The sequence below is a fragment of the Cohnella xylanilytica genome (assembly GCF_014212175.1).
GTDB classification, from domain to species: Bacteria; Bacillota; Bacilli; order Paenibacillales; family Paenibacillaceae; genus Cohnella; species Cohnella xylanilytica.
In genome coordinates, this window is sequence record NZ_JACJVR010000007.1 from 39,191 (window position 1) to 57,485 (window position 18,295).

General features: G+C 64.4%; 20 protein-coding genes. All 20 read left to right on the forward strand.

All coding sequences use genetic code 11. The features are described 5' to 3' along the window. Positions 1-49 precede the first annotated feature (49 nt). Positions 50-982: an FAD binding domain-containing protein gene (locus H7B90_RS02905; protein WP_185134375.1), complete on the forward strand. Its 933-nt coding sequence runs from the start codon at positions 50-52 to the stop codon at positions 980-982. Then, positions 960-3,224: a xanthine dehydrogenase subunit D gene (gene pucD / locus H7B90_RS02910; protein WP_185134376.1), complete on the forward strand. Its 2,265-nt coding sequence runs from the start codon at positions 960-962 to the stop codon at positions 3,222-3,224. The genes H7B90_RS02905 and pucD overlap by 23 nt, the downstream gene beginning before the upstream one ends. A 39-nt stretch (positions 3,225-3,263) precedes the next feature. Next, on the forward strand, positions 3,264-3,770 hold the full coding sequence (locus tag H7B90_RS02915; protein WP_185134377.1) for a (2Fe-2S)-binding protein: 507 nt from the start codon (positions 3,264-3,266) through the stop codon (positions 3,768-3,770). Further along, positions 3,767-4,252 carry a nucleoside deaminase gene (locus H7B90_RS02920; protein WP_185134378.1) on the forward strand — a complete coding sequence of 162 codons (486 nt, stop codon included), beginning with the start codon at positions 3,767-3,769 and terminating at the stop codon, positions 4,250-4,252. The genes H7B90_RS02915 and H7B90_RS02920 overlap by 4 nt, the downstream gene beginning before the upstream one ends. Next, entirely contained in the window at positions 4,249-4,752 is a 504-nt protein-coding gene (uraD, locus tag H7B90_RS02925) for a 2-oxo-4-hydroxy-4-carboxy-5-ureidoimidazoline decarboxylase (RefSeq protein ID WP_185134379.1), read from the forward strand. The genes H7B90_RS02920 and uraD overlap by 4 nt, the downstream gene beginning before the upstream one ends. Positions 4,753-4,792: 40 nt before the next feature. Continuing rightward, a complete protein-coding gene (uraH, locus tag H7B90_RS02930; RefSeq protein ID WP_185134380.1) occupies positions 4,793-5,137 on the forward strand; it encodes a hydroxyisourate hydrolase in 345 nt (114 codons plus the stop codon). An 11-nt stretch (positions 5,138-5,148) separates the two neighbouring features. Further along, positions 5,149-6,546 carry an allantoinase gene (locus tag H7B90_RS02935; protein WP_185134381.1) on the forward strand — a complete coding sequence of 466 codons (1,398 nt, stop codon included), beginning with the start codon at positions 5,149-5,151 and terminating at the stop codon, positions 6,544-6,546. Further along, the gene (gene allC / locus H7B90_RS02940) at positions 6,543-7,805 is read left to right on the forward strand and encodes an allantoate deiminase (RefSeq protein WP_185134382.1); all 1,263 of its coding nucleotides are present in this window, start codon (positions 6,543-6,545) and stop codon (positions 7,803-7,805) included. Before H7B90_RS02935 ends, allC begins: the two co-directional genes overlap by 4 nt. Beyond that, positions 7,802-9,043 carry a (S)-ureidoglycine--glyoxylate transaminase gene (locus H7B90_RS02945; RefSeq protein ID WP_185134383.1) on the forward strand — a complete coding sequence of 414 codons (1,242 nt, stop codon included), beginning with the start codon at positions 7,802-7,804 and terminating at the stop codon, positions 9,041-9,043. The genes allC and H7B90_RS02945 overlap by 4 nt, the downstream gene beginning before the upstream one ends. A gap of 1,226 nt (positions 9,044-10,269) precedes the next feature. Then, complete coding sequence (ylxM, locus tag H7B90_RS02950; RefSeq protein WP_185134384.1) at positions 10,270-10,653, forward strand: YlxM family DNA-binding protein; 384 nt, start codon at positions 10,270-10,272, stop codon at positions 10,651-10,653. Positions 10,654-10,683: 30 nt separating this feature from the next. Further along, positions 10,684-12,066, forward strand: a complete 1,383-nt coding sequence (gene ffh / locus H7B90_RS02955; RefSeq protein ID WP_185134385.1) for a signal recognition particle protein — start codon at positions 10,684-10,686, stop codon at positions 12,064-12,066. 61 nt (positions 12,067-12,127) lie between these two features. Then, entirely contained in the window at positions 12,128-12,400 is a 273-nt protein-coding gene (gene rpsP / locus H7B90_RS02960; protein WP_185134386.1) for a 30S ribosomal protein S16, read from the forward strand. Positions 12,401-12,428: 28 nt separating this feature from the next. Continuing rightward, positions 12,429-12,662 (forward strand): KH domain-containing protein, encoded by a 234-nt coding sequence (locus tag H7B90_RS02965; protein WP_185134387.1) that lies wholly within the window; start codon positions 12,429-12,431, stop codon positions 12,660-12,662. Between the two features lie 183 nt (positions 12,663-12,845). Then, positions 12,846-13,367 carry a ribosome maturation factor RimM gene (rimM, locus tag H7B90_RS02970; RefSeq protein WP_185134388.1) on the forward strand — a complete coding sequence of 174 codons (522 nt, stop codon included), beginning with the start codon at positions 12,846-12,848 and terminating at the stop codon, positions 13,365-13,367. 1 nt (position 13,368) lies between these two features. Continuing rightward, positions 13,369-14,157: a tRNA (guanosine(37)-N1)-methyltransferase TrmD gene (gene trmD / locus H7B90_RS02975; RefSeq protein WP_185134389.1), complete on the forward strand. Its 789-nt coding sequence runs from the start codon at positions 13,369-13,371 to the stop codon at positions 14,155-14,157. A gap of 212 nt (positions 14,158-14,369) precedes the next feature. Then, on the forward strand, positions 14,370-14,711 hold the full coding sequence (gene rplS / locus H7B90_RS02980; protein WP_185134390.1) for a 50S ribosomal protein L19: 342 nt from the start codon (positions 14,370-14,372) through the stop codon (positions 14,709-14,711). A 121-nt stretch (positions 14,712-14,832) separates the two neighbouring features. Continuing rightward, positions 14,833-15,540 (forward strand): signal peptidase I, encoded by a 708-nt coding sequence (gene lepB / locus H7B90_RS02985; protein ID WP_185134391.1) that lies wholly within the window; start codon positions 14,833-14,835, stop codon positions 15,538-15,540. A gap of 54 nt (positions 15,541-15,594) precedes the next feature. Further along, positions 15,595-16,461 carry a ribosome biogenesis GTPase YlqF gene (ylqF, locus tag H7B90_RS02990; protein WP_185134392.1) on the forward strand — a complete coding sequence of 289 codons (867 nt, stop codon included), beginning with the start codon at positions 15,595-15,597 and terminating at the stop codon, positions 16,459-16,461. Positions 16,462-16,722: 261 nt separating this feature from the next. Beyond that, a complete protein-coding gene (gene rnhB / locus H7B90_RS02995) occupies positions 16,723-17,457 on the forward strand; it encodes a ribonuclease HII (protein WP_185134393.1) in 735 nt (244 codons plus the stop codon). 109 nt (positions 17,458-17,566) lie between these two features. Continuing rightward, a partial coding sequence (locus H7B90_RS03000; protein WP_512699101.1) for a TP0910 N-terminal domain-containing protein occupies positions 17,567-18,295 on the forward strand: 729 nt, incomplete at its 3' end.

Here is an 18,295-nt window from a genome sequence, read left to right on the forward strand (position 1 = left end):
AGGACGAACGCCGATTCGAGATCGGCATCGATTCAAGGAGGGATGGAGGATGGCCATGGAAGAGAAGGAGCGGCTTCGCTCTCCCTCCGTGTGGCTGCCGCGCGATCCGGGAGAAGCCGTCAGGCTGAAGGAAGCGTTCGGCGGGGACGCCGTCTACGTCGCCGGAAGCACGCTGCTTCGCACGCAGTGGGAGGCGGGGACGGCGCCCGTGCCGGCGCATCTGATCGACCTGGCTTCGATTCCGGGCCTGGACCGGATCGAAGAGACGGACGACGGACTCGTTATCGGCTCGCTCGCGCGTCTGCGGGATTGCGCGGCGCACCCGGCCGCGGCCGGGAAGGCTCCGCTGCTCGTCTCCGCGGTCAAGGCGATCGCCGGGGCGTCCGTTCGCAACCAGGCGACGCTCGGGGGCAACGTCGTCTACCGCGTCGGGGATTCCATGCCGGCGTTGCTGGCGCTGGACGCCGAGCTGATCTGGCACGACGGCCGGACGGAGGAGACGATAGGCGCGGCCGAATGGCTGGCCGGCCCGTCGGCCCGGCCGGGAATTCTGACCGCGATCCGCCTCCCGGACCGGGAGAGCGGAATGACTTCGAATAGAAGGCGATGGTTCGCCTTTCATAAAGTCGGCCGCCGCGAAGCGTTCGTGCCGTCTCTCGTTACGGTCGCGATCGCGGCAAGCGTCGCTCCGGACGGGACGATCGCGGACATCCGCATCGCCGCCGGCGGAGGCCAGACGGTGCCGCGCCGGCTGACGGACGCGGAGCGGCTGCTCGCGGGGCGGATACCGGACGCGGAGCTGCTGGAGCACGTATACGACGCGGCGCTGGAGCAGTACGCGCCGGCGCCGGATCCGTTCGCCGCGGATTCGTACCGCAAGAGAACGGCGGCGAACTTGATCGCCGCGGAGCTGTGGAAGTCGCTCCGGGAGCCGGATAGGGCCGGGAAGGGGGATGGAGATGCTTCTGAATCGATCGACTAGCCGAGACCGGTGGCGTGTCCGCCCCGACGGCCCCGGGAAGGTGACGGGGAAGCTCGCGTACTTGACCGACATGACCGCGCCGAACATGCTGCACGGAATGGTGCTTCGCAGTCCGCACCCGCACGCCCGGATCGTCTCCATCCAGACGGAGAAGGCGATGGCGATGGCAGGCGTCCATGCGGTGCTGACTTACGCGGACGTGCCGGGGCTGAACCGGTTCGGCATCGCGCACCCGGACCATCCCGTGTTCTGCGAGGACCGGGTCCGGTTCGTCGGGGACGCCGTCGCGGCCGTCGCGGCGGATACGCCGGAGCTCGCGGCCGAAGCGCTGAAGCGGATCGAGGTCGTCTACGAACCGCTGCCGGTCGTCGACGACCCGGAGCTGGCGCTTCGGGACGACGCGCCGCGCCTGCACGAGCAAGGGAACGTGCTGCATAGCAACGATTACGCGTTCGGCGATCTGGAGGCCGCTTTCGCGGCTTGCGCGCATATCGTGGAAGAAACGTATGTGACCCCGCGGCAAATGCACGTCTACATGGAGACCGAAGGGGGCTTGTTCGTCCCGGAGGAGAACGGCCGGCTGACGGTCTACTCGCCGACCCAGCACGGGTTCATGGACCGGATGCAGCTGGCGCGCATTCTGAACCGTCCCGAAGCCGACATCCGGGTCGTCTCCAGCCCGATCGGCGGCTCCTTCGGCGGCAAGGACGAGCTGAACGTGCAGCCGTACGGCGCCCTGCTGGCGCTGGCCTGCGGCCGCCCGGTCAAGCTGCACAACTCCCGGTTCGAGTCGGTGCGGGCGGGGCTCAAGCGCCACCCGATGCGGATCGCGATGCGAACCGGCGCGGACGCGAGCGGCAAGCTGCTCGCGCACCAAGCGAGAATCGTCTCCGACGCGGGCCCGTATTCGACGCTGAGCGCCGAGGTGCTCAACTTCGCCGTCGAGCACGTTCTCGGACCGTACCGGTACGGGGCGGCGGAGGTGAAGAGCGTCTCCGTCTTCACGAACAACGGCATGTCCGGCGAATTCCGCGGCTTCGGCGGGAACCAGGCGATCTTCGCGCTCGAAGGGCAGCTGGACCGGCTCGCCGGGAAGCTCGGGATGGACCCGTGGGAGCTGAGGCGCCTCAATCTGAGGAAGCCGGAAGATCCGGGTCCGTTCGGCCAGCCGATCGTGCCGACGGACGGAGCCCGGCAAGTCTGGGAGGCGCTGCTCGAGAGCCGGCTGTGGCGGGAGAGGAGCTCGCCTTCCGCCGAAGCGCGGCCGCGGGAGCCGTGGCGGAAGATCGGCTACGGCGCCGCGTTCGTCATGCACGGCTCCGGCCTCGGCGTCGGCATTCCCGACCCGGCCGGCGGCCGTCTCGCCCTCGCGGCGGACGGCAAGATCGAGGCCGCGTTCGGCTACGAGGAGTTCGGCCAGGGGCTGATCGCGTCGCTCGAGCAGATGCTCGTCGAGTCGTACGGCTTCGGCCCCGGCGACCTGCGCATCGTCATCGGCGACACGGACGTCGTGCCCGACAGCGGCTCAAGCACGGCTTCGCGGGCGACGAGCATGATGTGGAAGTCGCTTCGGCGGCTGCACGGCCCGTTCACGGAGCGGCTGCTGGGAGCCGCGGCCGAAGCGCTCGGCCGGGAAGCGCGGACGCTTCGGATCGGGGAAGGGGGCATCCGGAGCCTGGAATCGGGAGAGCTGCTTCTCTCGTACGGCGACCTGGCGCGGGCGGCGTCCGAGCCGATCGTCTGCGAGACGAGCTTCTCCTTCCCCGCGTCCCCGGTAGAGCGAGTGGGCTCGCACTACCTGTATACGTACTGCTCGGTGGCGGTGAAGGCGGAAGTCGACACGCGGACCGGCCGGGTGCGGGTGCTCGACCAGTTCCACGCGGTCGCCGCCGGGCCGGTCGTGAACCCGCAAGGGTTCCTCGGCCAGATCGAAGGCGGAAGCGGAATGGCGCTCGGGTTCGCGCTGACGGAGGACGCCGTAATGGAGAAGGGCGTCTATCTGACCCGCAACCTGGACACCTATCTGATTCCGACGATCGCGGAGCTGAGCGGAACCTTCGAGGTGCTGCCGATCGAGGAGCTGCCGGAAGGCGACGAGCACGGGCCGCGGGGCATCGGCGAGGTCGGATCGGTCGGGCTGGCCCCGGCTATCGCGCAGGCGGTGTACGACGCGACGGGCAAGCGGGCGTCGAAGCTGCCGATCGATCCGGAGCTGCTGCAGGAGCGGTTCAGGGCGGAATAAGAGCCGGTCCCATTATCCCAAGGAAGGAGCCGAACGGACATGATCGACAAGACATTGGCGCAGAGAAGCGCGGGAGCGGTTCTGGAATGCGAAGTGAACGGCAGGAAGATCGCGATCGAGACGCCTCCGGCGCGCAGGCTGCTCTCGATTCTGCGGGACGACTTGGGGCTGACGGGGACGAAGCGCTCGTGCGAGATCGGCCGGTGCGGCGCTTGCATGGTCCTGATCGACGGCAAGCCGCGCAATTCCTGCCTGACGATGGCCTACCAATGCTCGGGCCGAAGCATTACGACGATCGAAGGGCTGGCGGACGAGGAGAGGCTTCATCCCGTTCAGGAATGCTTCCTCGAGGAAGGCGGCTATCAATGCGGCTATTGCACGCCCGGCATGATCGTCTCGGTCAAGGCGCTGCTCGACGACACCCCCGATCCAACGATGGAGCAGATCGAAGAAGCGCTAACGGGCAATCTGTGCCGCTGCACCGGCTACGGGGGCATTCTGCGCTCGGTGGCGAGGGCGATCGAACGAGGAGGAGAAGCGACATGACGGAGAAGGAGAAGCATCTGCATTATTTGCGAATGAGCATCGAAGCGTCCAAGAGGGCCCGGGCGTCCGGCAACACGCCGTTCGGCTGCGTTCTCGTCGACCGGACGGGACGGGTGCTGTGGGAGCAGGGCAACGTCGAGATAACGGAGCACATCTGTACGGGGCATGCCGAGACGACGCTCATGCAGGCGGTGTCGAAGCGATACAGCAAGGAAGAGCTGTGGCACTGCACGCTCTATACGACGGCCGAGCCTTGCGCGATGTGCGCGGGATCGATCTATTGGGGCAACGTCGGGCGGGTCGTATACGGCATTACGGAGCAGAGGCTGGCGGAGCTGACGGGGGACGACGAACAGAACCTGACGATGGATATGCCTTGCCGCGAAGTGTTCGCGAGCGGCCGCAAGCCGATCGTCGTCATCGGCCCGTTCCCCGAGATCGAGGACGAGGTCGTGGCGGTCCACGAGGGGTACTGGAGATGACGAAGCTGACGTTAAGCGCCGTTAACGGTATGAACCGCGAGGCGTTCGTAGAAGCGCTCGGCGGCATCTTCGAGCATTCGCCGTGGGTGGCCGCGAAGAGCTGGGAAGCGAGGCCGTTCCGGTCCCGAGACGAGCTGCACGAGGCGATGATGGGCGTCGTCCGCGGCGCCGGCGCCGAGACGATCGACGAGTTCCTGCGAGCCCACCCGGATCTCGGAACCCGGCTCGCGGTCACCGATTATTCCGCCGCCGAGCAGTCGGGCGCGGGGCTCGACCGGTTGACGCCGGAGGAATACGAGCTTCTGTCCTCGCTGAACAAGGAGTACGTCGGGAAGTTCGGATTCCCCTTCATCCTGGCCGTTCGCGGCAAGAACAAGGACGATATTCTCTCCTCCATGAAGGAGCGTCTTCCGAGAGGGACCGAGGAAGAGCGGGAGGAAGCGCTCGCCCAGATCCGGCGCATTACCGGCTTCCGGCTCGCCGATCTGATCGAAGAGTAACTCGCGGAGTTCGCGCGACAACGAATGGGGAGGGGAAGCCATGCGCGGAAGATTGACGACGCACGTTCTCGACGTGGCGCTCGGGACGCCGGCTGCCGGCTTGCGGGTGCAGCTCTGGCGCATTCGGGATGACGGGAGGGAATTGCTGAAGGAGGCGTTCACGAACGAGGACGGCCGGCTGGCGGAGCCGCTTCTGTCCGGCGAAGCCATGGAGACCGGCCAATACGAGCTTCTGTTCGACGTAGGCGATTATTACCGGGGAAGCGCTTCGGTCGCGTTCCTCGAATGGGTCCCGGTCCGGTTCCATATGGCCGATCCGGATTCCCACTACCACGTGCCTCTGCTGGTCGCTCCCGGAGGCTACAGCACTTATCGCGGAAGCTAGGAGGGTTGACGATGGCCGAACGCTTCGATCGGATCGTGAGGGGAGGGCTGGCGGTGCTCCCCGGGGAGACGCGAGTTCTCGATATCGGAATCCGGGGCGGCAGGATCGCCGCGCTGGAGGACCGGCTCGAGGCGGAGGATGGGACGCCGGTGACCGACGCCCGCGGCCTGTGGGTGCTGCCCGGCATGGTAGACGTCCACGTTCACTTCAACGAGCCGGGCATGGGGCATTGGGAAGGCTTCGCGACGGGCTCCGCCGCGCTGGCGGCCGGCGGCTGCACGACGTACGTCGATATGCCGCTCAACGGACTGCCGCCGACGGTGAACGTGCCGGCCTTGAACGCGAAGGCGAAGCTCGCGGAAGGCGTCTCCTCCGTCGATTACGCCTTCTGGGGCGGGCTCGTGCCCGGCAACCTGGACGATCTGGAAGGGCTGGCCGCCGAAGGCGTGCCCGCCTTCAAAGCGTTCCTGTCCAACCCGGGAGGCGAGGGAGAAGAGCGGTTCCGCGAGGTCGACGATTGGACGCTGCTAGAAGGAATGAAGCGCATCGCTTCGTTCGGCGGTTTGCTCGCGCTTCACGCGGAGAGCGACGCGATCACCGCGAAGCTGGCCGGCGAAGCGGCGAAGGCCGGGCGCGCCGGCCCGCTCGACTTCGCCGCGACGCGTCCCGTCATCGCCGAGCTGGAAGCGGTGAACCGGGCGCTGCTGTTCGCGGAGCAGACCGGCTGCCGGCTGCACTTCGTGCACATCAGCAGCCCCGAAGGGGTCGAGCTGATCGACCGGGCCAAGCGGCGGGGGCTCGACGTAACGGTCGAGACGTGTCCCCACTACTTGACGCTCTCCGAGACGGACCTTGCGAGACTCGGCGCGGTCGCCAAGTGCGCGCCGCCTCTTCGCGACGCCGATCGGATCGAGCGGATGTGGGAGCAGCTCGCGGAGGGGAAGATCGACATCGTCGCATCGGACCATTCGCCGTGCCCCGCGGAGCTGAAGACCGCGCCGGGCATGTCGTTCATGGAAGCGTGGGGAGGCATCGCGGGAGCGCAGAGCAGCCTGGAGCTGATGCTGGCGGAAGGATACTTCCGAAGGGGCGTTCCGCTGCCGGCGCTGTCGGCGATGCTGTCGGCCAACCCGGCGAGAAGATTCGGGCTGTATCCCCGCAAAGGCGAGATCGCCGTCGGCTTCGACGCCGACCTGGCCCTCGTCGATCCCGAAGGGGCCTATCGATTACAAGAAGAAGATTTGCTGCAGCGGCACAAGATCAGCCCGTATCTAGGAAGAACCTTCCCTTGCCGGGTCGTCGAGACGCTCGTCCGGGGCCGGACGGTGTACGAACGGGGCCGGGGAATCGCGCTTCCGGGAAGAGGAGAACGGCTTCGGACCGAAGCCGGAAGGAAGGTGACGCCATGATCCCGAATTTGCCGGAACCGAACGAGACGATCGGCGAGCTGACGAAGCTGCTCGGGCAGCTGGCCGCCTTCTCCGACGGGGAGGGGCCCGGGGTAACCCGCTTGCTCTATACGCCGTCGTGGGCGAACGCGCAGCGCTTCCTGGCGGACGTGATGGCCGAAGCGGGACTCGCGCCCCGGTTCGACGCCGTGGGCAATCTGTACGGACGTCTGCCCGGTACGGATCCGGACGGCGACGTCGTCCTGACCGGCTCGCACGTCGACACCGTCCGTTCCGCGGGCCAGTACGACGGAGCGTACGGCATCGTCGCCGGAATCGCGGCGTTGGCCTATTTGAAGAAGACATACGGCGCGCCGCGGCGGCCGCTGGAAGTCGTCTCCTTCTGCGAGGAGGAGGGAAGCCGGTTCCCGCTCGCCTACTGGGGCTCCGGCCATGTGTCCGGCCTATACGACTGGCGCTCGGGAGCCGACATGGCGGACGAGGACGGCGTCACGCTGGGCGAAGCGATGCGAGATTGCGGATTCGGCCGGGAGGAGCTCGGCGAATGCCGTCGCGACGACCTGGCCGCCTTCGTCGAACTTCATATCGAGCAGGGCATGGTGCTGGAACGGATGGAGAAAAGAATCGGCATCGTCGAGACGATCGTCGGCCAGCGCCGTTACGCCGTCACGCTCGAAGGCGCGGCGAACCACGCCGGCACGACGCCGATGACGATGCGCCAGGACGCGGCGGCCGGCGCCGCCGAATGCATCGTCCGCCTCGAAGCGCTGGCCTCGCAGTGGGGCGAGCCGCTCGTCGCGACCGTCGGCAAGATCGAGGCTCGGCCGAACACGCCGAACGTCATCGCCGGCGCGGTCGACTTCACCCTCGATATCCGGCACGCGGACGAATGGCGCCTGAACGCGTTCAGCGAGCTGGCGTTGTCCGAGATCGAGCGGATCGCCCTTCGCCGGCGACTGAGACACAAGATCACGCCCTGGCTCGCGACGAAGCCGGTGCCGATGAACCCGGCGCTGGCGAGGAGCGCCGAGCGCGTCTGCCAACATCTGATAATGCCGTATCGCCGCATGGTGAGCGGAGCCGGGCACGACGCCCAGGTGATCGCTCCCCTGTGCCCGACGGCGATGATCTTCGTGCCGAGCCGGGGCGGAATCAGCCATTCGCCCAGCGAATACACGGAGCCCCGCCTGCTCGCCGACGGGGTCGCGGTCTTGGCCGCCATGCTATACGAATTGGCTTACGAGGAGCAACCGACATGAGAACATTCGCCGAACTATCGCCGTCGCCCCGCACCATCCTGACTCCCGGTCCGGTCGAGGTCGACCCTCGGGTGCTGCGCGCGTTGTCCTATCCGATCCTGGGTCAATTCGATCCCGAATTCACCGCTCTGATGAACGATACGATGGAGATGCTCCGCCAATTGTTCCGCACGGATAACCGGTGGGCGTATCCGGTGGACGGCACGTCGAGGTCCGGTATCGAAGCGGTGCTGACCAGCCTGATCGAGCCGGGCGACCGCGTGCTCGTTCCGATCTACGGGCGGTTCGGGCACCTTCTGCACGAGATCGCCGAGCGCTGCGGAGCGGAGGTAACGACGATCGAGAAGGAGTGGGGAACCGTCTTCGAGCCGGAGGAGATCGTCGCGGCGATCAAGCGGACGAAGCCGGCCGTCGTCGCCCTCGTCCACGGGGAGACGTCGACCGGCCGGCTTCAGCCGCTCGAAGAGATCGGCCGGGCGTGCCGCGAGCTGGACGTCCTGCTCGTCGTGGACGCCGTCGCCACGATCGGCGGCGTCCCGGTCGAAGCGGACGCTTGGCATCTCGACGCGGTCGTCGGAGGCACTCAGAAGTGCCTGTCGGTTCCTTCCGGCATGTCTCCGATCACGTACAACGAGCGGGCCGAGCGCAAGGTGCTGTCCCGCAAACGGGTCGAGCGCGGCCTGCGCGGCCCGGACTACTCCGCTCCGGCGGAAGAGCGCCGCCCGATCCAGAGCAATTATCTCGATCTGGCCCAGCTTCAGGACTACTGGAGCCCGGCCCGGCTCAACCACCATACCGAGATGACCTCGATGCTGTACGGCTTGCGCGAAGGGCTGCGAATCGCGCTGGCGGAAGGGCTGGACGCCCGCTTCGCCCGGCACCGCCTGCACGAATCGGCCCTCGTCGCCGGGTTGCGGGCGATGGGGGTTGCGTTCTACGGCGATCCGGCGTGCAAGCTGCCGGTCGTCACCTGCGTGACGATTCCGGAGGGCATCGACGGGGAGTCGGTGCGCTCGATGCTATTGGACCTGTTCGGCATCGAGATCGCCAGCTCCTTCGGGCCGCTCAAGGGCAAGATCTGGCGCATAGGCACGATGGGCTACAGCTGCAGTCGCAAAAACGTCCTCCACTTCCTCGGCGCGTTCGAAGCCGTCCTTCTCCGCCACGGCTTCCGGCTTCCGGCCGGAGCGGCCCTCCAGGCGGCGCTGGACGTCTACGACGCTGCGAAGGAAGGATAGCGCGGACGCCTGACCGGACCCGGTTCTCGGGTTCGGTTTTTTCTCGTTTTCGGATATTATCGCCACTCTCCCGTCGGCTCAGGACGAACCGTAGCGCGGGCTTATGGGCACTCTCCCGTCGGCTCAGGACGAACCGTAGCGCGGGCTTATGGGCACTCTCCCATCGGCTCAGAATGATCGGTAACGCGGCTTAGTGTCGCTCTCCCAACGGCTCAGAATCATCGGTAACGCGGCTTATGGCCACTCTCCCATTAGCTCAGGATGACGGGTGCCCGACTTATAGCACTCTCCCATCGGCTCAGAATGATCGGTAATGCAGCTTAGCGTCACTCTCCGATCAGCTAAGGATGATCGGTAGCCCGGCCGCGGGTTGGCTTCAGGTCGAAGGCGGAGGGGGAAGGATAGGGGAGGGATGGGGGAAGAAAGGAGAAAGGAGAAAGGAGAAAGGAGGAGATAGGGGCATTTAGGAGATCGAGTTGTAGCGAAAATAGACCTGAGCTAAAGGGAGAGTGGCCATAAAAAAGAAAATGGGAATCGGAGCCTGGCGACTATTAGCGATAAAGTGAAGAAAGAGCCTGACTGCAAGAGATGAACGGTACGGGATTGAATGCTGTAGTTTAGCTGCAATAGCTTAACTTCAAGAGCTTGACTTTAAGGCAGACTCGTATTAATGAAGAAAAAAAATTGAATCGGCGGGACTGAGCAAAAAGGGGAGTGAGCATAACGAGGCGAAGCGAGAGAAGCTAGAATTATGAAGCGAGAATAATAAGGAAGAGAGAGGATCGACAAACCTCCGGCAACTTTCGCGGGACAGGTTCGTAATACGATTATGCCATTCGCAAAAAAAAGAATGATTTTGCCGAAGCGGGTTATGGGGCATGTCGTCACGGAGCGAAAGGGATAGCGGTGGCATCCGGTTAGCGGTTCGGCCGAGTCGAGACGGATGCGGGAATGCCGCTCCTGAATCGAAGGGATAACGGAATGATCGCAGCGAACGGGATTCGCCGGTTATCGGGGCGCCGGGAAGGAGGGCGGGGAAGAAAGGAAGATCCGAGCGGAGGGGAAAAGGGACGCCGCCCCGAAAGCGAAAGGCGCCTGCCGAACGAAGCGGGGCGAAAAACTGTTAAGGCTTTTTCCTTGACATCGGATCGAATCTCTCGTAACATAGGAACGTAGCTTGGGCTGTTAAGTGGTTTTCCTTGACAATGGCGAAGGAGTGAACCTTTGTGCATGGGGAGAACGCTCTGGAGAAGACGAATCGGATCAACGTGCTGTTCGATTTCTATGGTCCGCTTCTGACGGAGAAGCAGCAGACCTTCCTGAAGTGTTATTACCACGACGATTATTCCCTGGGCGAGATCGCCGAAGACTTCGAGATCAGCCGGCAGGCGGTCTACGAGCATCTGAAGCGCTCGGAACAGATACTGGAAGACTACGAACATAAATTGGGTCTCGCGGCCCGCCACGAGCGGCTGCAGGAGGGACTCGCGCAATTGGATCGGTTGATCGGCGAGCTGCCCGCTCCCTGGCGGGAATCGCTGCGCGGCACGGTGGAGACGCTCCGGGGAGCGGAAGCCGGAACGCCGCCGGAAGGCGCGGCGCGCGCGTAACGCGGGCCGATCGAAAGGAGGGACCGGAGCATGGCATTCGAAGGATTGACGACTCGGCTGCAGAACGTGTTCGGCAAGCTGAGGGGCAAAGGCAAGCTGTCGGAGGACGACGTTAACGAAGCGATGCGCGAGGTCAGGCTCGCGCTGCTGGAAGCGGACGTCAACTTCAAGGTCGTCAAGGATTTTATCGCCAAGGTCAAGGAGAAGGCCGTCGGCGCGGAAGTGCAGAAGAGCTTCACGCCCGGCATGGTCGTCGTCGACATCGTCCACAAGGAATTGATCGAGCTGATGGGCGGCTCGCAGGCGAAGCTGGCGAAGTCGAACAGGCCGCCGACGATCGTGCTGATGGCCGGTCTGCAAGGGGCGGGTAAGACGACGCTGACCGGCAAGCTGGCGAAGCTGCTGCAATCGCAGAACCATAAGCCGCTGCTCGTCGCGGGCGACATCTACCGGCCCGCCGCGATCAAGCAGCTCGAGGTGCTCGGAGGCCAGATCGGCGTCCCGGTGTTCTCGCTCGGCGACAAGGTCAGCCCGGTCGAGATCGCGAAGCAGGGCGTCCAGCTCGCCAAGGAGCAAGGCAACGACTACGTCCTGATCGACACCGCCGGCCGTCTGCAGATCGACGAAGCCCTGATGGAGGAGATCAAGCAGATCCACGCCGCCGTCAAGCCGGATGAGGTTCTCCTCGTCGTCGACGCGATGACCGGCCAGGAAGCCGTCAACGTGGCGAAGAGCTTCCACGAGCAGCTCGAGCTGACCGGCGTCGTGCTGACGAAGCTGGACGGCGATACCCGCGGCGGCGCCGCGTTGTCCGTCAAGGCGGTGACGGGCTGCCCGATCAAGTTCGCCTCCACGGGCGAGAAGATCGACCAGCTCGAGGCGTTCCACCCGGACCGGATGGCGTCCCGGATTCTCGGCATGGGCGACATGCTCTCCCTCATCGAGAAGGCGCAGTCGAACATCGACGCGGAGAAGGCGAAGGATCTCGAGCGCAAGATGCGCACGGCCGAATTCACGTTCGACGACTTCCTCGAGCAGATGGAGCAGGTGCGCAAGCTGGGGCCGCTGGATCAGCTTCTCGATATGATGCCCGGAATGAACAAGATCAAGGGCAATCCGAACTTCAAGATCGACGAGAAGCAGATCGCGAGAACGGAAGCGATCGTCAAGTCGATGACGAAGGCCGAGAAGCAGAAGCCCGACATCATCAACTACAGCCGCCGCAAGCGGATCGCCGCGGGAAGCGGAACGTCGCTCGCGGAAGTGAACCGGCTGCTGAAGCAGTTCGAGGACATGAAGAAGATGATGAAGCAGTTCACCGGCATGATGGGGCCGAAGGGCAAGGGTCCGAAGGGCGGCATGAAGGCGCTCAAGGGCATGCTCGGCGGCAAAAACATGAAGTTCCCGTTCTGATCGCAAGACGAACGGCGAATCGATAACAGCCGATAACTTCGTTAAGGAGGTGAAAGTTCAAATGGCAGTTCGCATCCGTCTGAAACGTATGGGCGCTCATAAAGCTCCTTTCTACCGCGTGGTCGTATCCGATTCCCGTTCGCCGCGCGACGGCCGCTTCATCGAGGAGATCGGCATCTACAATCCGGTCGCTCAACCGGCTCAAGTGCAAATCGACGAAGAGAAAGCTCTGAAATGGCTCCAGAACGGCGCGCAAGCGTCCGACACGGTCCGCAATCTTCTGAGCAGCGCCGGCGTCCTGAAGAAGTTCCACGAATCCAAGCTCCAGAAGTAAGACGTCCTACGACCCGGAGGGATAAGCCATGGAACAATTGATTCGGGTTATCGCCCGAGCTTTGGTGGATCATCCGGAAGACGTGCAAATTCAGGTCAAGGAAGACGCGCGCGGCCTGGTGTACGAGCTTTCCGTTCATCCCGACGATGTCGGCAAAGTCATCGGCAAGCAGGGACGCATCGCGAAAGCGCTGCGTACGGTAGTCGCTTCCGCCGCCGTCAAGGAGCGGAGACGCGTCATCGTGGACATTGTATCGGAATAACGCAGGCGAAGGGTCGGGAATGCCTCGGGCATGTCCGGCCCTTCTCGTCGGTTGCGTGAACCGCAAAATCCGCATTCCGGACGAACCGCCATGCAGATTTTGCAGTTCATCGGGAACCGGAAGAAGAGGCAACTTATCGGTACAGATCCTTTTCTACAAGCGATCCTTAAGGAGGCGGCTTCCATGGCGGAAGAGCGCAGGCTCAACGTAGGCAAAATCGTCAATACCCACGGCATCCGCGGCGAAGTGAAGGTATGGCCCACCACCGACTTCCCGGACGTTCGCTTCCGTTCCGGCAACCGGCTGCTGCTCGTGCCGCCGGAATCCGGCGAGCCGGTCGAGGTCGTCGTCCAGAGCTCCCGCGAGCAGAGCAACGTGTTCATCGTGAAGCTCAAGGGCTTCGACAACATCAACGAGGTCGAGAAGTATAAAGGCTGGGAGCTGAAGGTCGAGCCCGACAATCGGGTCGAGCTCGAGGAAGGCGAATATTACGTCCGGGACATCGTCGGCTGCTCCGTCCTGACGGACGAGGGAGAGAAGCTCGGCACGATTACGGACGTGCTGTCTCCCGGCGCGAACGACGTCTGGGTCGTCAAGCGGCCGAAGGGCAAGGAACTGCTGCTGCCTGTCATCGACGACGTCGTGCTGGACGTGGACGTCCCCGGCAAAGTCGTCAAAGTGCGTCTGATGGAAGGGTTGCTGTAAGATGCGGGTAGACGTGTTGACCTTGTTCCCGGAGATGTTCGAAGGCGTATTCGGGAGCAGCATTCTCGGCAAAGCCCGCGACAAGGGAATCGTCTCGCTGGAGACGGTAAATTTCCGGGATTACGCCAATAATAAGCATAATACCGTCGACGATACGCCGTACGGCGGCGGGGGCGGCATGGTGCTCAAGCCGGAGCCGATCTTCGCCGCCGTCGAGGACGTCTCGGCGCGCGCGAACGGGGAACGGGCGGCTGAAGGTAGGGAACCCGCCAAGCCGCGGGTCATCCTCATGTGCCCGCAAGGCGAGAAGTTCACGCAGGCGAAGGCCAAGGAGCTCTCGGGCGAGGAGCATCTGATCTTCATCTGCGGCCATTACGAAGGATACGACGAGCGAATCCGTCAGTACCTGGTGACGGACGAGCTGTCCGTCGGCGATTACGTGCTCACGGGAGGCGAGCTGCCCGCGATGGTCGTCATCGACGCCGTCGTCCGGCTGCTGCCGGGCGTCCTCGGCAACGAGCTGTCCGCCGTGACGGATTCGTTCAGCGACGGACTGCTCGAGTACCCCCACTACACCCGTCCGCCCGAATTCCGCGAGTGGAAGGTGCCGGACGTGCTGCTGTCCGGCCACCACGCCGAGATCGGGAAGTGGCGCCGGCAGCAGTCGCTCGTCCGGACGCTGGAGCGCCGTCCCGATCTGCTGGAGACGGCCGAGCTCACCGCGAAGGAGCGGGAATGGCTTGAGCGGGAGAAGGCGCGCGGCGGCCTTCCGGCGCCGGATTCCGAGTAAAGGCGGGCCTCGCGCGGGGGAGAGCAAGTTATAGTTGTTTTCCGCCGCGGTTTATGATAAAATTTCAACTGTTGTTTGTGCCGTTCTGACGGGCGATCGTCCCGGACAGGCCAACGGCCCGATAGTCGGACGGTCCTCTGCACGCCATGAGGCGAATCAAGAGATTCGCGGAGCGGGGTACGAACGTCTGTGGAGAGAGGAGTGAATACTCAATGAACTTGATCCAAGCGATTACGCAAGAACAACTTCGCAAGGACATTCCCAGCTTCCGTCCCGGCGACACGCTGAAGGTTCACGTTAAAGTCGTCGAGGGTTCCCGCGAGCGGGTTCAGTTGTTCGAAGGCGTCGTGATCAAGCGTCGCGGCGGCGGAATCAGCGAGACCTTCACGGTTCGCAAGATTTCGTACGGCGTCGGCGTCGAGCGTGCTTTCCCGGTTCATTCGCCTCGCATCGAGAAGATCGAAGTGGCGCGCCGCGGTAAAGTTCGCCGTGCGAAGCTGTACTATCTGCGCGGTCTGCGCGGCAAGGCGGCTCGTATCAAGGAAATTCGATAATGAGCGTCAAAGGGGGGGCTTGGCGGTGTTCAAGTCCTCCTTTTTGCATTTAATTTTTTGCCAGTGGTCGCCTTCGATGGGCCGTAACGGAGAGTAGAGCAGGAGAGAGGCGAATATCGACATGGATCAATCGCGTGATTGGAAAAGCGAGGAGACGGCTCGTCCGGACGAGGCCAATGGCTCCGGATCGCAGACGGCATCCTCCGGCGCGGGGGGCTCGCCAGCTCCGGATTCCGCGCAACCGCCCGGCGGCCCGGGGCCCTCTAAACCGGCGTCCTCCAAAGCCAGCAACGAATTGAAGGAATGGATCAAAGCGCTTGCCATCGCGGCCGTCCTCGTCATCGTCATCCGTTGGCTGCTCGTCTCGCCGTTCATCGTGGACGGGGAATCGATGGAGCCCAACTTCCAGGACCGGGAACGGATCATCGTCAACATGGTGCTGTACGACTTCCGCAAGCCGAAGCAGGGCGAGGTCATCGTCTTCCACGTGCCGGAGGAGAACCGGGACTTCATCAAGCGGGTCATCGCGGTGCCGGGAGACACGGTCAAGGTCGAAGGCGATACGGTCTACGTGAACGGGAAGCCGCTCGACGAGCTTTACCTGAAGGAAGCGCTGGAGCAGGCGCACGCCGAAGGCCGGGAGTACAACAATACGGATTTCGAGGAAGGCACCGTGCCCGAAGGCCAATTGTTCGTAATGGGCGACAATCGTTCCAACAGCAAGGACAGCCGAATGATCGGATACATACCGATGAGCCGCGTCGTCGGCCGCGCGGAGCTGATTTTCTGGCCGCTGAAGGACATAAAATACATCGGACGCGGATACTAAAGGACGGGAGCCGATCCGCTCCCGGATTCGCGCGGCGAGCGGAGGGGGTTCTTCATGACGATTCAATGGTTCCCGGGTCACATGACGCGGGCCAAACGGCAGATCGAAGAGAAGCTGAAGCTGATCGACGTCGTGTTCGAGCTGCTCGACGCCCGGGTGCCGCAGGCGAGCCGCAATCCGATGGTCGACGAGATCGTCGGGGCGAAGCCGCGGCTCATTCTGCTGAACAAGGCGGACCTGGCGGACGCGCAGGCGAACGCGAAGTGGATCGACTGGTTCCGTTCGTTCGGCCGCGAAGCGCTGGCGATCGACGCGAACACCGGAACGGGCGTCAAGGACATCTCCGGACGGGTGCGGGCGCTGCTGAAGGAGAAGATCGAGCGCCAGATCGCCAAAGGGATGAAGCCGCGGCCCGCTCGGGTTCTCATCGTCGGCATTCCGAACGTCGGGAAGTCGACGCTGATCAACAAGCTGGCCGGCCGGGCGGCCGCCGCGACGGGAGACCGTCCCGGCGTGACGAAGGGCCAGCAGTGGATCCGGACGGGCGGCGACCTGGAGCTGCTCGATACGCCGGGCATTCTGTGGCCGAAGTTCGAGGATCCGGAGGTCGGATTTAAGCTGGCGGCCACCGGCGCGATCAAGGAAGAAGTGCTGCAGATCGACGAGGTCGCGTGCTACATTCTTCGCTGGCTGGCGGCCGAGTATCGCGAGGCGCTGGTCGAACGTTACAACCTGGCCGACCTGCCTCCGGAGCTGCCGGACATCGCCGCGGCCGCGGGCGTGCTCGAGGAGATCGGGCGCCGCCGGGGCTGCCTGGCGGGCGGAGGCCACGTCGATTACGCGAAGGCGGCGGGCGTGCTGCTGCGGGATTTGCGCACGGGCAAGCTGGGGCGCATTACGCTGGAGGCGCCGGTCATCTGAGCTCGGCGGTGAAGGCAAGGAATCGAGCATACGAAGACGTCAAATGCCGTCGGGCGGCCGCAGAGGCCGGGCCGGCGGCTTTTTTTATTGGGGCAAAGCTCGAGGGATCATCGGAGGCCGAAGGGACGGGAGAGACGGAGCGACGGATTAGGCCCGCTCGGATTTGGCTTTGCCGACATTTTCCGCGGATCGTTCGTGAAAAAAGGTTGCCCCAGAGGCCGGCTTGTCGGAAAATGAAAGGATAGCATGCGGAGAGGCGGAATGGGGTTGGCGAAGAAGAAGAGGGAAGCCGGGGAACCGGCAGAATTGGAGCTGGCGATCGAAGGCATCGGCTCGCCCGGCGCGGAGACGGAGGCGGAACAGACGGACGAGTCCCCCGTCGACCGGTTGGCGTTCGAGAGAGACTTGTGGGCCCGGGGGCTCACGGCCGTCGCCGGCATCGACGAGGTCGGCAGGGGCTGCCTGTTCGGAGACGTCGTCGCGGCGGCCGTCGTGCTACCGCCCGGCCTCGTGCTGGACGAGATCAACGATTCGAAGCAGCTCAGCGAGAAGAAGAGGGAGAGGCTGTACGACGTCATCGCGGCGGAGGCGGTCGCTTGGGCGGTCGCCCGCGTGGACGCGGAGACGATTGACCGGATCAACATCCGGCAGGCTTCCCGCCTGGCGATGAAGCTGGCGGTCGAGTCGCTGCCGATTCGGCCGGAGCATCTGCTCGTCGACGCGGAGACGGTGGGGCTGGACATCGAGCAGACGGCGATCATCAAGGGCGACGCGAGAAGCCAGTCGATCGGAGCGGCGTCCATCTTGGCGAAGGTGACGCGGGACCGGCTGTGCCGGGACGTATGGGAGGCGCTGTATCCGGGCTACGGGCTCGCGGCCAACAAGGGCTACGCGACGAAGGAGCATCGGGACGGCCTGCTGCGGATGGGGCCGACGCCGCTTCACCGGAAGACGTTCCTGTCCGGCATTCTGGCGGAGCAGCAGCAATTGTTCTAGTTCGGCGCGGTCCTTGGAGGAGATTCGTTCAACCGGACTGCAAGGGGAACGCGAAGAAGCCGATACATAGGATAAGGGATTTTGGATAGAGGGCAGGGGGAGTTCGACGATGAGCATGAACGTCGGGGCGATCATGAAGGCGCTGCTCGGGGATTCGCAGCCGTCCGACGCCCGCGTCCTGGAGCTGAAGATCGGGCAGATCGTGCGGGGCGTGCTGCTGGAGATGCTGGACGACAACGAGGCGGTCATCCAGATCAACGGGGGACTCGTCCGGGCGAAGCTCGACGCGGAGCTTCCCGTCGGGAAGGGGACGCTGCTGCAGGTGCAGCCGGAATCGAACGGCGGCCACATTGTGCTGAAGGCGCTCGCCGACCCGGCGGCGGCTCTCCCCGACGATCCGATGCGGGACGTCGTCAAGTCGTTCGGGCTTCCGGACCAGAAGTGGAGCCTGGAGCTGCTGAAGGGGTTGAAAAGGGACGGCTACCCGATCGACCGGGAGACGGCGAACTGGTTCAAGCAGGCGGCCGAGGCGAAGCCTTCCGGCGCGGACGCGCAGGAGTGGGCGAACGCGGCGGGCGTCGCGTTCCGCCGGGGTCTCGCGCCGACGGAGACGACGATCTCGTCGCTGCGGCAGGCGCTGTACGGGCCGCCGGTCGGCGAGCAGCTCGGCAAGCTGCAGGCGCTGCTGGGCGAGTTCCTCGCGGGGCCGGCCGCGTCGTCGTCGTCCGAGGCGGCGCGGAGCGCGGCGGGACGGCTGCAGGCGCTGCTGGCGCAAGGGAACGCGCTGCTGGCGGAAGGAAGCGAGGAGCTGCTGCAGGCTCCTCGCTTCCTTCCGCCA

Coding starts and splice junctions, on each gene's coding strand:
- H7B90_RS02905 (WP_185134375.1), top strand. CDS start 50: ATGGCCATGGAAGAGAAGGAGCGGCTTCGCTCTCCCTCCGTGTGGCTG.
- pucD (WP_185134376.1), top strand. CDS start 960: ATGCTTCTGAATCGATCGACTAGCCGAGACCGGTGGCGTGTCCGCCCC.
- H7B90_RS02915 (WP_185134377.1), top strand. CDS start 3,264: ATGATCGACAAGACATTGGCGCAGAGAAGCGCGGGAGCGGTTCTGGAA.
- H7B90_RS02920 (WP_185134378.1), top strand. CDS start 3,767: ATGACGGAGAAGGAGAAGCATCTGCATTATTTGCGAATGAGCATCGAA.
- uraD (WP_185134379.1), top strand. CDS start 4,249: ATGACGAAGCTGACGTTAAGCGCCGTTAACGGTATGAACCGCGAGGCG.
- uraH (WP_185134380.1), top strand. CDS start 4,793: ATGCGCGGAAGATTGACGACGCACGTTCTCGACGTGGCGCTCGGGACG.
- H7B90_RS02935 (WP_185134381.1), top strand. CDS start 5,149: ATGGCCGAACGCTTCGATCGGATCGTGAGGGGAGGGCTGGCGGTGCTC.
- allC (WP_185134382.1), top strand. CDS start 6,543: ATGATCCCGAATTTGCCGGAACCGAACGAGACGATCGGCGAGCTGACG.
- H7B90_RS02945 (WP_185134383.1), top strand. CDS start 7,802: ATGAGAACATTCGCCGAACTATCGCCGTCGCCCCGCACCATCCTGACT.
- ffh (WP_185134385.1), top strand. CDS start 10,684: ATGGCATTCGAAGGATTGACGACTCGGCTGCAGAACGTGTTCGGCAAG.
- rpsP (WP_185134386.1), top strand. CDS start 12,128: ATGGCAGTTCGCATCCGTCTGAAACGTATGGGCGCTCATAAAGCTCCT.
- H7B90_RS02965 (WP_185134387.1), top strand. CDS start 12,429: ATGGAACAATTGATTCGGGTTATCGCCCGAGCTTTGGTGGATCATCCG.
- rimM (WP_185134388.1), top strand. CDS start 12,846: ATGGCGGAAGAGCGCAGGCTCAACGTAGGCAAAATCGTCAATACCCAC.
- trmD (WP_185134389.1), top strand. CDS start 13,369: ATGCGGGTAGACGTGTTGACCTTGTTCCCGGAGATGTTCGAAGGCGTA.
- rplS (WP_185134390.1), top strand. CDS start 14,370: ATGAACTTGATCCAAGCGATTACGCAAGAACAACTTCGCAAGGACATT.
- lepB (WP_185134391.1), top strand. CDS start 14,833: ATGGATCAATCGCGTGATTGGAAAAGCGAGGAGACGGCTCGTCCGGAC.
- ylqF (WP_185134392.1), top strand. CDS start 15,595: ATGACGATTCAATGGTTCCCGGGTCACATGACGCGGGCCAAACGGCAG.
- rnhB (WP_185134393.1), top strand. CDS start 16,723: ATGGGGTTGGCGAAGAAGAAGAGGGAAGCCGGGGAACCGGCAGAATTG.